Raw genomic sequence first — 14338 nt, forward strand, 5'->3', positions numbered from 1 at the left:
GCCGCGAGTCCCGGGGGCCGCAGCCGTTAGGATCGGTCCACTGTGCTTCGCCGATTCGTGACCCTCGTCCTCCTGCTCGCTGTGGCGGCGGTGCTCGCTGTGGCCGCATTCCCCCAGGCCCTCGGCCTCCAGCAGCACTACTACGTCGCCCAGATCATCGCCTTCCGGGGCGTCATGGGCGTGGTCGCGCTCGTCCTGGCGGTGATCCTGCTCGTCGTCGGGCTCGCCGCGCGCCCGCTCCGCCGCCTCTTCACAGGCGTCACCGTGCTGCTCGTCGCGTTCGCGGCGGTGTCGGCGGGCGTCTTGATCGAGCGCGGCACGGGGTCGACGGAGTTCGCGAAGCGCCAGACCGGCGACCTGCGCGTCCTCGCCTGGAACACGCGCGGTGCGGCACCCGGCGCCGCCGCGATCGCCTCGCTCGCCATCTCGACCAAGGCCGACATCGTCAGCCTCCCCGAGACGCAGAAGAAGACCGCCGCAGCTGTGGCCGCCGCTATGAAGAAGGCGGGGCGCCCGATGAGAGTGCTGGTGCTCGCCTACGACCAGACGTCGTCGGCCGACTCGACGTCGCTCCTCATCTCGACGAAGCTCGGCTCGTACACGACCTCCACCGACAAGACGACGACCGATGTGCTTCCCACCGTGGTCGCCCGACCCGCCGACGGCACGGGCCCCGTCATCGTCGCCGCGCACCCGGTAGCCCCTGTCAAGGCGCACATGGCCGCCTGGAGCAAAGACCTCAAGTACCTCGCGAAGCTCTGCTCCGGCGAGAGCATGATCATGGCGGGCGACTTCAACTCGACGCTCGACCACGAGTCCGGCCTCGGCAAGGACGCCACGTCGGCCCTCGGCAGCTGCCGCGACGCCGCCAAGGCGACGGGCAACGCCGCGGTCGGCACGTGGCCGACGAACGTTCCAGAGCTCCTCGCCACGCCGATCGACCACGTCATGGCGACCCCCGACTGGAAGGTCACCGGCTTCAAGGTGATCGGCGGCCGCGACGATGCCGGCAGCGACCACCGGCCCGTGCTGGCGCAGCTGGTCTCGAAGAACCAGTAGCCGGCAGGATCAGCCACGGCTCGTTCAGTGCGGCGCCTGCATAATGGTGAGCATGGCTGATCAGAAGGCACCGCGCGCCACTTCGAACCGCTCCACCACTCCCGGCTCCGACGCCTTCAAGGAGTACATCTCGTCGCAGTGGGCCGAGCGTCCCGACACCGTCACCGAGCCCCGCGAGCAGTCGCCGTACGCCGCCCAGCGCCGGGCGGCGCTCTCGGCCCTGCACCCGGGAAAGCGCCTCGTGATCCCGGCCAGCCAGGCCAAGGTCCGGTCGAACGACACCGACTACCCTTACCGCGCGCACTCCGCCTTCTCGCACCTCACCGGCTGGGCCTCCGACACCGTGCCCGGCTCGGTGCTCGTGCTCGAGCCCGCCGACTCCGGCCACGAGGCCACCCTCTACCTGCGCGCCAGCGCCGGCCGCGACTCCGACGAGTTCTACGCCAACCCCGAGATCGGCGAGTTCTGGATCGGGCCTCGTCCGTCGCTCGCCGACGTCGCCGTCGACCTCGGCGTCGCCACGCGCGACCTCGCCGACTTCGATGAGGTCGTCACGACCTCGGACGCCGAGACGATGCTCGTCCGCGACGCCGACCCCGACCTCACCCGCCGCCTCGACGCGCTTCTGCCCACAGAGCCCGCCGACGAGAGCGTCGACACCGTCGCCGACCGCGCAGCGAGTCTCGACGTCCTGACCCGCGACCTCGGCGAGCTCCGCCTCGTGAAAGACGCGTACGAGGTCGCGCAGATGCGGGCCGCCGTCGCCGCGACGAAAGACGGCTTCCGCGACATCATCGCCGACTTCGACGAGGTGCTCGCCCACCCCCGCGGCGAGCGGATCGTGGAGGGCACCTTCAACCGGCGCGCCCGTGCCGACGGCAACACGGTGGGCTACGACACCATCGCCGCGTCGGGCGACCACGCCTGCATCCTGCACTGGACGCGCAATGACGGTCACGTGAGCCCCGGCGACCTGATCCTGATCGATGCCGGCATCGAGCTCGACAGCCTGTACACGGCCGACATCACCCGCACCCTCCCGGTCTCGGGCCGCTTCTCCGAGATCCAGCGTCTCGTCTACGACGCCGTGCTCGAGGCGGCCGACGCCGCCTTCGCCATCGTGAGGCCCGGAATCAGGTTCCGCGAGATCCACGCCACCGCGATGGCCGTCATCGCCGAGAAGACGGCCGAGTGGGGCTTCCTGCCCGTCAGCGCCGCCGAGTCGATCAAGCCCGAGAACCAGTTCCACCGCCGTTACATGGTCCACGGCACCAGCCACCACCTCGGCATCGACGTTCACGACTGCGCCGCCGCCCGCCGCGACCTCTACCTCGACGGCGTCCTGGAGGAGGGCATGGTCTTCACCATCGAGCCGGGCCTCTACTTCCAGCCCGACGACCTGAGCGTGCCCGCCGAGTTCCGAGGCATCGGCGTCCGGATCGAGGACGACATCCTCGTCACCGCCGACGGCGCCGAGAACCTCTCGGTGTCGATCCCCCGCACGGCGTCCGACGTCGAGGCGTGGATCGCCGGGCGCCGTTAAGTCGGCTCCACCTGACGATCTGCGCGGGTCGCCCTCCCGCACAGGCTAAATTGGTTCCGTGAGCGCCACGAGAGTCTTCGTCGCCCGGCTCGCCGGGTGCTCCGTTTTCGACCCCGCGGGCGACAGGGTCGGCAAGGTGCGCGACGTCCTCGTGGTGTACCGGGCCGACGAGTCTCCGCGAGTCGTGGGGTTCGTGGTCGAGGTCCCGGGCAAACGCCGCGTCTTCGTCTCGATCGGGCGCGTCACCAGCATCGGCTCCGGCCAGATCATCACGACCGGCACGATCACCCTGCGCCGCTTCGAGCAGCGCGGCGGGGAGGTGCGAGTCATCGCCGAGCTCCTCGGCCGACGAGTCCGCCTGCGCCACGACAACGCCCGCGCCACCATCGAGGACGTCGCGATCGACGAGACCGCCGACGGCGGCTGGGAGATCGGCCAGGTCTTCGTCCGCAAGCCCAAGACCAGCCCGTCGCCGTTCGGCAAGGGTCCGACGATGTTCGCGGCCTGGAGCGATGTCACCGAAGAGACCGCCGACGGCGAGGCGCAGAGCGCCGAGCACGTGATCGCGGCCTACTCCGATCTCCTGCCGGCCGACCTCGCGAACACGCTGCTCGACCTCTCCGAGGAGCGCCGCTTCGAGGTGGCCGAGGAGCTCTCGGACGACCGGCTCGCCGACGTGCTCGAGGAGATGCCCGAAGACGAGCAGGTGTCGATCCTCAACCGGCTCGACGACAGCCGCGCGGCCGACGTGCTCGACCAGATGCAGCCCGACGACGCCGCCGACCTGATCGCCCAGCTCTCCGACGAGCGCGGCGAGGCGCTCCTCGGCCTCATGGAGCCCGACGAGGCCGAAGACGTCCGCATGCTGCTCAGCTACGACTCCGACACCGCCGGCGGTCTGATGACCACCGAGCCGGTGATCGTGTCGGGCGACGCCACCGTGGCCGAGGGGCTCGCGATGATCCGACGGCATGAGATCGCTCCCGCGCTCGGTGCGGCCGTGTGCGTCGTCCTGCCGCCCTACGAGCCGCCCACCGGCCGGTTCCTGGGCATGGTGCACTTCCAGCGGATGCTCCGGTATCCGCCGAACGAGCGTCTGGGCACGCTTCTCGACGCCCAGACCGAACCGGTCCACGTGGGGGCCTCCGCGCTCGAGGTGACGCGCGTCATGGCGCGGTACAACCTCGTCAGCGTCCCCGTCGTCGACGACAACCACCGATTGGTCGGGGTGGTGACAATCGACGACGTCCTCGACCACGTGCTGCCCGACGACTGGCGCAGCCAGGATCCCGAGCAACCGCTGGGCCGAACGCGGCCCCGCCTCAGAAGAGCACCCGTGACCCCAACCGGAAGGAGGACGCCCAATGGCACGCGATAGCCGCAGCGACGTCCGTCTCGACTCCCCCAAGGGCCTCCGCGTCCGCGTGCTTCCAGGCCGTGGCCGCCAGAGTCGCGACAGCTTCGGTCGAGCCACCGAGGCGATCGCCCGCGGCATGGGGACGCCGTACTTCCTGATCGCGCTGACGCTCTTCTGCCTCGTCTGGATCGCCTTCAACACGGTGGCTCCGCTCTCCGTGCGCTTCGACTCCGCCGCCAACGGCTACACGGCGCTCACCCTCGTTCTCTCGCTGCAGGCCTCCTACGCCGCTCCCCTCATCCTGCTGGCGCAGAACCGCCAGGACGACCGCGACCGGGTCCAGGTCGAGCAGGACCGCCAGCGGGCGGAACGCAACCTCGCCGACACCGAGTACCTCGCGCGCGAGGTCGTCGCGCTCCGCCTCGCGATGAAGGACATGGCCTCCAAGGACTTCATCCGCGACGAGCTCCGCTCCCTCCTCGAAGAGCTCGACCGCCGCGACGAGCCCGGAGGCGAGAGCCCGGCCCGTGCCTGACGCGGTCGCCACGCGGATCCGCACGGCGCTCGCCCGCGTCATCGACCCTGAGATCCGCAAGCCCATCACCGAGCTCGACATGGTCGGCGAGGTCGAGGTCACGGCCGACGGCACCGCCACCGTGGGCGTCAAGCTCACCATCGTGGGCTGCCCCGCCGCCGACACCATCGAGCGCGACGTCCGCGCCGCGACGGAATCGGTCGAGGGCGTCAGCGAGGTCGACGTCCGGGTCACCGTCATGACCCGCGACGAGCGGGCCGCGCTGACCGCGAAGCTCAAGGGCGGTCGCGCCGGCCGCGTCATGCCGTTCGGCCCCGACTCGCTGACCCGCGTCTACGCCGTGACCAGCGGCAAGGGCGGCGTCGGCAAGTCGACCGTCACCGCGAACCTCGCCGTCGCCCTCGCCGCACGCGGCCTCGCGGTCGGCATCGTCGACGCCGACGTGTACGGCTTCTCGATCCCCGGCCTGCTCGGCCTCGTCGATGCCTCTGGCGCCAGCGTGAAGCCGACGCAGGTCGACGACATGATCCTGCCCCCGGTCGCGCACGGGGTGAAGGTGATCTCGATCGGGATGTTCGTCGACGACACGTCGACGGCGGTGGCGTGGCGCGGGCCGATGCTGCACCGGACCATCCAGCAGTTCCTGACCGACGTCTACTTCGGCGACCTCGACGTGCTCCTGCTCGATCTGCCCCCGGGAACCGGCGACGTCGCCATCTCGGTCGGGCAGCTGCTCCCCAACGCCGAGGTGCTGGTCGTGACGACCCCGCAGCCGGCCGCCGCCGACGTGGCCGAGCGCTCGGGCCTCGTCGCTCGCCAGACCGGCCAGAAGATCCTCGGCGTCGTCGAGAACATGGCAGGGCTCGTCCAGCCCGATGGCAGCGTTCTCGAGCTGTTCGGCACCGGAGGCGGCGCCGAGACGGCCCGTCGCCTCTCGGCGGGACAGGACGCCCCCGTCGAGCTGCTCGCGAGCGTGCCGCTCAGCGTGGGGCTCCGCACCGGCGGCGACGAGGGCGTGCCCGTCGTCCTCGGAGAGCCCGCCGACCCCGCGGCGCAGGCCATCGACCGGCTGGCGGCGCGCCTGGCCGTGCGCGAGCGGGGCCTGGCCGGGCGCAAGCTCGGGTTGAGCGTCGGCTAGCCGGAGTTCCTGCGCCCCATCGGTCTGCCGACTTGCCCACGCGCCCCGACAGACGCCGGGAGACAGCGAAGGCGACCTCCCGCAGATGCGAGGGTCGCCTCGTGCTGGTGCGCCGACCCGGACGGGCCTGGCGCGCGCCGACCTCTCAGTCGAAGAGGCGCGTGGGCTGACGGTGGTAGCCGTCGCGGGCGGTGCTGACGACGGTGCCGGCGACGGCAGCGACGGCAGCGGCGATGAAGATGCCGAGACCGATGAACATGAGTGCTCCTGGGGGTTGATTCAAACTGTGTAATACGAGTATGAATTCATCGACAGTAAAGAACAATCGATCTTTTCTCGCCCGATAATGTAGTTTTACTTCATGGATGTCAAGCGCCTCGAACTGCTTCGCGAGCTCGCCGAGCGGGGCAGCATCGCCGCCGTCGCGAAGGCCACGCACCGCACGCCGTCGGCCGTCTCGCAGCAGCTCAAGGTGCTCGAGCGCGAGGCCGGCACGCGCCTCACCGAGCGCGTGGGGCGCGGCATCGTGCTGACCGGCTCCGGGCGCGTGCTCGCTCAGACGGCGACCGACGTCGCAGTCGCCCTCGAACGCGCACAGGCGGTGTGGGACGACTTCGTGGTGGCGCCGCAGGGCGAGGTGACCCTGGCCACGTTCCCGACGGCCGGCCAGATGCTGCTCCCGGGCCTGCTGCGCACGGTCTCCGAGACCCCCGGCCTGGTCGTGCGGGCCACCGACCACGACCCCGCGACGGCCGCGTTCCCCGACCTCACCGGAGATCACGACGTCGTCATCGCCCACTCCCCCGACGGCGACCGGAGCTGGAAGAGCCGCGACCTCATGGTCGTCCCGCTGCTCCGGGAGCCTCTCGACGTCGCCCTGCCCGCCGACCACCGCCTCGCCGGCCGACCGGCTCTCACGCCCGCCGACCTCGTCGGCGAGACCTGGGTCGGCGTGCCCGACGGCTACCCCTACGACTGGATCTACCGAGAGATCGAGCGCGTCACCGGCTCCGCACCCCGGGTGTCGCAGCGGTTCAGCGACACCCGGATCACCGAGTCACTCGTCGGGGCCGGCCTCGGCATCGCCGTGCTCCCCCGCTTCACGTCGTCCGGCGTGCGCGACGACATGGTCCTCACGCCGCTCGAGGGGATCCGCGCCGTCCGCTATCTGTCGGTGCTCATGCGGCCCGACCGGGCGGAGCGGCCGTCGGTCCGGCGCGTCGTCGACGCCCTCCGAGCCGAGGCCACGCGGGTGGCGGCGCTGCACGGCACCATCTGACCGCGCCACTTCCCCAGATCAGGCCATCTCGCCGCCGAGAACACCCAGGTCCGGGCATCTCGCCGAGCGGCCAGACGGCCGAGCCAGAGCGCAGGAACTGCCCTACGTCGCCTCGTTGTCGTACGGCGGCGTCTCGCCCGCGGCGAGCGGCACCATGGCCGACCGGACGTGCGCCGAGGCCGGAAGCCCGGCGCTCACCGCGGCAGCCGCCGAGGCCGGCGTGCTGATGGCCGTCGTGGGCTCTTCGAGCAGAGCGTCGCGGATGATCCGCCGCGGGTCGTACTGGCGCGGATCGAGCTTCTGCCAGTCGACGTCGTCGAACTCGTCGCCCATCTCCTCGCGCATGCGGGCTCGGGCGGTGTCGGCCATGCCGCGGACGGTCTTGACCAGCTGCGCCAGCTTCGACGCGTAGATCGGAAGGCGCGCCGGACCGAGGAGCAGGACCGCTATCAGCGCGATCACTATCAGTTTGTCGAATCCGGCAGGCACGTGATGAGAGTAACCGCTTTCGCTTCAAAACGCGCCCTAGACTTGGGCGACAAGGAGTGACGAGTGCCACACAAAGAGTCCAGCTGGAAGTTCGCCGAAGAACTGGTCACCGAGGTCGACGCGATCGGCCTCGCGCGGCAGCACTCCCTGGAGGCCGGCGTCGACGCGGTCTCCCCCGGAGTCGGCGCTCAGCTCGCCCTCACGACCGCCCTCGTGTCGGCCAAGAGCATCATCGAGATCGGCACCGGCCTCGGCGTCTCGGGCCTCTGGCTGATGCAGGGCGCGCCCGGGGCGACCCTCACCTCGATCGACATCGAGGTCGACCACCAGCAGACCGCCCGCGAGAGCTACGTGCTCGCCGGCATCCCGGCCAACCGGGTGCGCATGATCACCGGCCGCGCCTCCGAGGTGCTCCCGCGAATGAACGAGAGCGCCTACGACGTGGTGCTGATCGATGCCGACCCCGACGGCGTCATCGAGTACGTCGAGCACGGGCTCCGCCTGGCCCGGACCGGCGGCGTCGTGCTCGTCGCGCACGCCCTGTGGAACGGCCGCGTCGCGAACCCGGCGGCGCGCGAGGCCACCACGACGGGCTTCCGGACCCTCCTCACGGAGGTGTCGACGTCGCCTGCCGTGTTCAGCGCCCTGGCGACCGCGGGCGACGGCCTGCTGCAGCTCGTCAAGCGCTGAGCCGGGCGATGGTCGGGCAGTTCCTGCGCCCGATTCTCACGTCGCCTCAACGAGCGACGCCCCGCCGCCCACCCGCGAGGGTGAGAGACGGGGCGTCGGTGGGATGCCTAGGAGGCGGCCTTCACGACGCCGGCGAGGGCGTCGTGCAGTTCTTTGGCCTCGTCGTCGTTGACCGAGACCACAAGTCGCCCACCACCCTCGAGCGGAACCCGCACGATGATGAGCCGACCCTCCTTGACAGCCTCCATTGGTCCGTCGCCGGTTCTCGGCTTCATGGCTGCCATCAGATAGTCCCCTTTCGCGGAATGCTTCGTACCATTATCGATGATTTAGCTGACTATCCCTAAACGAAGGGGGTGATCTCGGCGGAACCGCCCGCTCACGGCGGGGTCCAGTCGTAGCCGTTCACCCACCAGCAGATGTACAGCCACGCGAACTGGCCGACGATGCCGCCGGCCACGATCAGCACCCGGTAGACGCGCGAGCGCGGGATCGCGAGGGCTCCGAGCAGCGGGAAGATCGGCATCAGCACGCGGAAGGTCGACGACTGCGGAAAGAAGACGGCGAGCAGGTAGACCACGTAGGCGACGATCCAGAAGCGCAGGTCGAGCGGCAGCCGGCGCACCCACGGCGACAGCATCAGCAGCACGAACAACGCCACGGCCACCACGAGGAAGACGATGCCCGCGCCGCCCGGCACCCACCAGTTCGCACCCTGCACCCACGGCGTGAACGGCAGCAGGTGCCCGTACCCGACGTAGTCGGCCCGCCACGAGAGCTCGGTGGCCGTGTACGCGTCGAGGCGTCCTGTGGCGAGCGCTGCGACGACCGGCCAGGCGAAGCCCAGCAGGCCCGTCGCCACGGCGACGATGCCCACCTTCAGGCGCTCCGCGGGCGGGAACGGCTCGCGCTCGCGCACCAGCCACCGGTGCCCCCAGTGCAGCGCCAGCGCCAGCGCGAAGGCGACGACGCCCGGCCGGGTGAACGACGCGACGGCCAGCACGGCCAGCATCAGCCAGTACTGCCTCTCGAGAAGCAGCCAGAGGGCCACTGCGATCAGCAGCAGGAAGAGCGACTCGGCATAGGCGACCTGGAGCAACGGCGACAGCGGAGCGACGCAGAACAGCAGCACGGCGAAGTACGAGGTCGACGCCGGCAGAAACCGGCGCAGGATCCGGAAGAACACCACGCACGTGACCGCCGCCGCCGCGACCGAGACGACGACTGCCGTCGGCGCGAACGCGGCGCCCGTGAGCACCATCAGCCCCTTGATCAGCATCGGGAACACCGGCAGGAAGGCCCAGGCGTTCTGCGCGACCTGGCCGGCGTCGGTCAGCGGAAGAGTCGTCGGATACCCCACCTGCGAGACGATGTAGTACCACTGGCCGTCCCAGATCTTGGCGTAGTCGGCGTAGACGGGGTGCGCCAGGGTCCACGCGTTGTTGGCCTGAACCCGTGCGAACCCCAGCAGCAGCGCCGTGCTGACCAGCCGCGAGGCCGCGAAGATCGCCAGCACGCGGACCCACCACGGCAGCGCGCGCAGGAACTCGCCCGCCTTCTCGCGCATCGGCCGCTCGGGCGCCTCGACCTCGTCGGCCACCTCCGGCCGTCCGGTGATCAGGCCGTCAGCCACGCCCGCAGCCCGCGCTCGCACTCGACGATCTGCTCCACTGCGACGCGCTCGTCGTCGGCGTGCGCCTTCATCGGGTCGCCGGGGCCGTAGTTGACGGCCGGGATGCCGAGGCCGGCGAAGCGCGCGACGTCGGTCCAGCCGTACTTCGGCTTGGCCTCGCCGCCGACGGCGGCCAGGAACTCCTGCGCGAGGGGCGCGTCGAGACCGGGCCGGGCACCCTGGGCGAGGTCGACGATCGTGACGTCGTACTCGCCGAAGACCTCGTGGATGTGCGCGACGGCCTCGTCGGCCGAGCGGCTCGGGGCGAAGCGGTAGTTGATGTGGACCATGCACTCGTCGGGGATCACGTTGCCGGCGATGCCGCCGGAGATGCCCACGGCGTTCAGGCCCTCGCGGTAGACGAGGCCGTCGACCTCGACCTGGCGGGGCTCGTACGCGGCCAGTCTGTCGAGGATGGGGGCGGCCTTGTGAATAGCGTTATCGCCGATCCAGGAGCGGGCGCTGTGCGACCGGAGGCCGAAGGTGCGGATCTCGGCCCGGAGGTTGCCGTTGCAGCCGCCTTCGACGCTGGAGTTCGAGGGCTCCATCAGGATGGCGAAGTCGCCGAGCAGCATGTCGGGGAACTCGCGCGTGAGGCGCCCGAGGCCGTTGAGGGCGTCGGAGACCTCTTCGTGGTCGTACCAGACCCAGGTCACGTCGACGGCGGGCTCGGACAGCTCGACGGCCAGCGTGAGCGCGACGGCGCAGCCGGCCTTCATGTCGACCGTGCCGCGGCCCCAGAGGTAGTCGACGCCGTCGATCGTCTCGTAGCGGGTCGGGACGTTGTCGTTGATGGGAACCGTGTCGATGTGCCCGGCGATCACGACGCGCTTCTCGCGACCGAGGTTCGTCTTGGCCACGATCGCATCGCCGTCCCGGAACAGCTCGAGGTGCGCGACCCCCGACAGGACGTCCCAGATGTCGTCGGCGACGCGCCTCTCGTCGCCCGACTCGGAGGGGACGTCGCACAGCTGGCGCGTGAGGTCGGTCGACGAGACGGAGAGGTCGAGAGCTGCCATGGGCACAGCCTATCCGGGGCTCCCCGCATCGAACCTGCGGGGTCCGACAACGAACCTGAAGAGCCTGCCTCCACCGGTACAGTCGTTGCCATGAGTCCTGACGACACCGCCGCCACCCGCGCCTGGGGCTACGGCCTCGCCACCGTCGCCGACAACGGCACCGTGCTCGACACCTGGTTCGCCGAGCCCACCCTGGGTGCTTTCCCCGCCGAGCGCGACCCCGAGCTCGCCCCCGCCTGGGTCGAGGAGCTCGCCGGCCGCGACGAGCGCCGGGCCGTCCGTCTCGAACCGCTCACCGTCCGCATCGACCTCGATGCCGCTCCCACCTCGACCCCGGATGCGTACCTCCGCCTGCACCTGCTGAGCCACCTGCTCGTCAAGCCGAACACCATCAACCTCGACGGCATCTTCGGGCACCTGCCGATCGTCGCCTGGACCAACGCGGGGCCGGTGCACCCCGACGACTTCAGCCGCCTGCGGATGACGCTCCAGCGCGCCGGCATCGTCACCAGCGGCATCGACAAGTTCCCGCGCCTGCTCGACTACGTGACGCCCGAGCGCGTGCGGATCGCCGACGCCTCGCGCGTCCGCCTCGGCGCGCACCTCGCGCCCGGCACCACGGTCATGCACGAGGGCTTCGTCAACTTCAACGCCGGCACGCTCGGCGAGTCCATGGTCGAGGGGCGCGTCTCGCAGGGCGTCGTCGTCGGCCACGGCTCCGACATCGGCGGCGGGGCGTCGATCATGGGCACGCTCTCGGGCGGCGGCACCCAGCGCGTCTCGATCGGCGACCGCGCGCTGCTCGGCGCGAACTCGGGCATCGGCATCTCGATCGGCGACGACACCGTCGTCGAGGCCGGCCTCTACGTGACCGCCGGCACCAAGGTCGTCGTCGTGGGCTCGGCGTCGGACAGCAACGGCAAGGCGCAGACCGTCAAAGCCGTCGAGCTGTCGGGCAGGCCGGGGCTGCTGTTCCGCCGCAACTCGCTCACGGGTGCCGTCGAGGTACTGACCCGCAAGGGCACAGGCGTCGCGCTCAACGAGGCGCTGCACGCCTGACGGCGCGGGAGCGAGGCCGCGCTAGCGGCCCTCGGGCCAGTCGCGCGCCGGCGAGCCCGTGTACAGCTGCTGCGGGCGGCCGATCTTCGTCGACGCGTCGAGGTTCATCTCGCGCCAGTGCGCGATCCACCCGGGCAGACGCCCGATGGCGAAGAGCACGGTGAACATGCGAGGCGGGAATCCCATCGCCTTGTAGATGATGCCGGTGTAGAAGTCGACGTTCGGGTAGAGGCGGCGCGAGATGAAGTACTCGTCCGACAGGGCCACCTGCTCGAGCTCGAGGGCGATGTCGAGCAGCTCGTCTTTCACGCCCAGGGCGGCAAGCACCTCGTCGGCGCTCTCCTTCACGAGCTTCGCGCGCGGATCGTAGTTCTTGTAGACCCGGTGGCCGAAGCCCATGAGCTTGACGCCCTCCTCCTTGTTCTTCACGCGCTCGACGAACCGGGCGACGCCCTGGCCGGAGTCGCGGATCTCGGCGAGCATCGTGAGCACCGCCTCGTTCGCGCCGCCGTGGAGCGGGCCGTAGAGGGCGGAGATGCCGGCCGAGATCGAGGAGTAGATGTTGGCCTCGGTCGACCCGACCAGCCGGACGGTCGAGGTGGAGGCGTTCTGCTCGTGGTCCTCGTGCAGGATGAGCAGGCGTTCGAGCGCCTTCGACAGCACGGGGTTCACGACGTACGGCTCGGCCATGGTGCCGAAGTTGAGGCGCAGGAAGTTGTCGACGAACGAGAGGCTGTTGTCGGGGTAGAGGAACGCCTGGCCGAGGCTCTTCTTGTGCGCGTAGGCCGCGATCACCGGGAGCTTGGCGAGCAGGCGGATCATCTGCACCTCGACCTGCTCCGGGTCGTGGACGTTGGTGTCGTCCTCGTAGAACGTCGACAGGGCGCCGACGGCCGACGAGAGCACCGACATCGGGTGCGCCGACGCGGGGAGCGCGTCGAAGAAGCGGCGCAGGTCTTCGTGGAGGAGCGTGTGGCGGCGGATCCGGGCGTCGAACCGGGCGAGCTCGTCGGCCGTAGGGAGCTCGCCGTAGATCAGCAGCCAGGCCGTCTCGAGGAAGGTCGAGTTCGCGGCGACCTGCTCGATGGGGTAGCCGCGGTAGCGCAGGATGCCCTTATCGCCGTCGATGTAGGTGATGGCGCTCTTGGTGGCCGCCGTGTTGACGAAGCCCGAGTCGAGCGTCGAGAAGCCGGTCTGCTTCATGAACGTCGAGATGTCGACGCTCGAAGCCCCGGCGGTCGCGGGGATGATCGGGAACTCGGCTGATCCCCCCGGGAAAGAGAGCGTGGCCTTCTGAGCGTCATTGGCAGTGTCAGTCACCTGTCCAGCCTAATAGGCGCGCAGGCCGGAACGACACGCCTCAGGCGGAGAGGCGCTCGACCGCTGCGTCGATCCGCTCGTCGGTCGTCGTGAGCGCGACCCGCACGTGACGGGCGCCGTCAGTGCCGTAGAAGGTGCCCGGCGCCACGAGGATGCCGCGCTCGGCGAGCCACGCGACGGTCGCCCAGGCGTCTTCGTCGCGCGTGGCCCAGAGGTACAGGCCCGCCTCGCTGTGGTCGATGCGGAAGCCGGCGGCGACGAGCGCGGCCGACAGGCGGTCGCGACGGCCGCGGTAGAGCTGCTTCTGGGCGCGCACGTGCTCCTCGTCGGCGAGGGCGGCGATCATCGCCTGCTGCACCGGTGCCGGCGGCATGAGGCCCGCGTGCTTGCGGACGCCGAGCAGCCGGCCGACGATCTCTCCGCAGCCGGCGATGAAGCCCGCGCGGTAGCCGGCGAGGTTCGACTGCTTCGACAGCGAGTACACCGAGATGACGTTGCGACGGCTGTCGCCGATGACACGGGGGTCCAGGATGCACGGGGTCGCGTCCGTCTCGAACTCCGGCGTCCAGCCCAGCTCGGCGTAGCACTCATCACCCGCGATGACGGCTCCGAGCTCGCGCGCCCGGGTCACAGCGGCGCGCATCCGGTCGATCGAGAGCACGCGGCCGTCGGGGTTGCCCGGGCTGTTCAGCCAGACGAGCCTCGTCGACTCGGGCCATTCGGCCGGGTCGTCGGAGGCGAGCGCGCTCGCGCCGACGAGGGCGGCGCCGAGCTCGTAGGTCGGGTAGGCGTTGCGCGGGTAGACGACCGTGTCGCCCGGGCCGAGGCCGAGCCAGAGCGCCATGCCTGCGATGAGCTCCTTCGAGCCGATCGTCGGCAGCACGTTCGCGTCGCCGAGCCCGCTGACGCCGCGTCGGCGCTCGTACCACTCGATGATCGCGGCCCGGAGAGCCGGCGTGCCCGCGACCTGCGGATACGAGTGGGCGTCGGTCGCCTCGCGGAGGGCGTCGCGCACGAGAGCGGGCGTGGGGTCGACGGGCGAGCCCACGGACAGGTCGACAATGCCGTCGGCGTGCGCCCGGGCTGTCGCCGTGGCGTCGGCCAGGGAGTCCCACGGGAAGTCGGGGAGAGTGAGGGGCACGAGCTTCAGCGGCACGGCGTTCAGAGGCACGAGGCGG

The 14338-nt window shown here is 70.5% G+C and carries 14 protein-coding genes; 8 read left to right on the top strand and 6 right to left on the bottom strand.

All coding sequences use genetic code 11. From position 1 onward, the window contains the following. The first annotated feature begins 42 nt into the window (after window positions 1-42). From EDF46_RS10275 to EDF46_RS10300, 6 genes are all read left to right on the top strand, one after another. Window positions 43-1059 carry an endonuclease/exonuclease/phosphatase family protein gene (locus EDF46_RS10275; RefSeq protein WP_233579989.1) on the top strand — a complete coding sequence of 339 codons (1017 nt, stop codon included), beginning with the start codon at window positions 43-45 and terminating at the stop codon, window positions 1057-1059. 52 nt (window positions 1060-1111) lie between these two features. Beyond that, window positions 1112-2602, top strand: a complete 1491-nt coding sequence (locus EDF46_RS10280) for an aminopeptidase P family protein (protein WP_123506530.1) — start codon at window positions 1112-1114, stop codon at window positions 2600-2602. 58 nt (window positions 2603-2660) lie between these two features. Next, window positions 2661-3980, top strand: a complete 1320-nt coding sequence (locus EDF46_RS10285; protein WP_123506187.1) for a magnesium transporter MgtE N-terminal domain-containing protein — start codon at window positions 2661-2663, stop codon at window positions 3978-3980. Then, window positions 3967-4494: a DUF1003 domain-containing protein gene (locus tag EDF46_RS10290; RefSeq protein WP_123506188.1), complete on the top strand. Its 528-nt coding sequence runs from the start codon at window positions 3967-3969 to the stop codon at window positions 4492-4494. The genes EDF46_RS10285 and EDF46_RS10290 overlap by 14 nt, the downstream gene beginning before the upstream one ends. Then, on the top strand, window positions 4487-5632 hold the full coding sequence (locus EDF46_RS10295) for an Mrp/NBP35 family ATP-binding protein (RefSeq protein ID WP_123506189.1): 1146 nt from the start codon (window positions 4487-4489) through the stop codon (window positions 5630-5632). The genes EDF46_RS10290 and EDF46_RS10295 overlap by 8 nt, the downstream gene beginning before the upstream one ends. Before the next feature lie 361 nt (window positions 5633-5993). Further along, window positions 5994-6911 carry a LysR family transcriptional regulator gene (locus EDF46_RS10300; RefSeq protein WP_123506190.1) on the top strand — a complete coding sequence of 306 codons (918 nt, stop codon included), beginning with the start codon at window positions 5994-5996 and terminating at the stop codon, window positions 6909-6911. Window positions 6912-7013: 102 nt separating this feature from the next. Here the strand turns inward: EDF46_RS10300 and EDF46_RS10305 are convergent, their stop codons facing one another. Next, a complete protein-coding gene (locus EDF46_RS10305; protein ID WP_123506191.1) occupies window positions 7014-7400 on the bottom strand; it encodes a Sec-independent protein translocase TatB in 387 nt (128 codons plus the stop codon). A gap of 63 nt (window positions 7401-7463) precedes the next feature. Here EDF46_RS10305 and EDF46_RS10310 point away from each other — a divergent pair, with 63 nt between their 5' ends. Next, a complete protein-coding gene (locus EDF46_RS10310) occupies window positions 7464-8090 on the top strand; it encodes an O-methyltransferase (protein WP_123506192.1) in 627 nt (208 codons plus the stop codon). 107 nt (window positions 8091-8197) lie between these two features. On the opposite strand, the gene EDF46_RS10315 is transcribed toward EDF46_RS10310, so the two are convergent. The 3 genes from EDF46_RS10315 to dapE form a co-directional block, all read right to left on the bottom strand. Further along, the gene (locus EDF46_RS10315; RefSeq protein WP_084816223.1) at window positions 8198-8374 is read right to left on the bottom strand and encodes a DUF3117 domain-containing protein; all 177 of its coding nucleotides are present in this window, start codon (window positions 8372-8374) and stop codon (window positions 8198-8200) included. A gap of 95 nt (window positions 8375-8469) precedes the next feature. Then, the gene (locus EDF46_RS10320) at window positions 8470-9723 is read right to left on the bottom strand and encodes a hypothetical protein (RefSeq protein ID WP_233579990.1); all 1254 of its coding nucleotides are present in this window, start codon (window positions 9721-9723) and stop codon (window positions 8470-8472) included. Then, the gene (dapE, locus tag EDF46_RS10325; protein WP_123506193.1) at window positions 9708-10781 is read right to left on the bottom strand and encodes a succinyl-diaminopimelate desuccinylase; all 1074 of its coding nucleotides are present in this window, start codon (window positions 10779-10781) and stop codon (window positions 9708-9710) included. Before dapE ends, EDF46_RS10320 begins: the two co-directional genes overlap by 16 nt. Window positions 10782-10871: 90 nt before the next feature. On the opposite strand from dapE, the gene dapD reads away from it, so the two are divergent. Next, window positions 10872-11840 (top strand): 2,3,4,5-tetrahydropyridine-2,6-dicarboxylate N-succinyltransferase, encoded by a 969-nt coding sequence (gene dapD, locus EDF46_RS10330; protein ID WP_123506194.1) that lies wholly within the window; start codon window positions 10872-10874, stop codon window positions 11838-11840. Between the two features lie 21 nt (window positions 11841-11861). Here the strand turns inward: dapD and EDF46_RS10335 are convergent, their stop codons facing one another. Both EDF46_RS10335 and dapC read right to left on the bottom strand, forming a co-directional pair. Continuing rightward, window positions 11862-13160 (bottom strand): citrate synthase, encoded by a 1299-nt coding sequence (locus tag EDF46_RS10335; RefSeq protein WP_123506195.1) that lies wholly within the window; start codon window positions 13158-13160, stop codon window positions 11862-11864. Between the two features lie 40 nt (window positions 13161-13200). Then, complete coding sequence (dapC, locus tag EDF46_RS10340) at window positions 13201-14331, bottom strand: succinyldiaminopimelate transaminase (protein WP_304999888.1); 1131 nt, start codon at window positions 14329-14331, stop codon at window positions 13201-13203. Between the last annotated feature and the right edge of the window lie 7 nt (window positions 14332-14338).

The sequence above is a fragment of the Frondihabitans sp. PhB188 genome, assembly GCF_003752365.1.
Taxonomy (GTDB): Bacteria; Actinomycetota; Actinomycetes; order Actinomycetales; family Microbacteriaceae; genus Frondihabitans.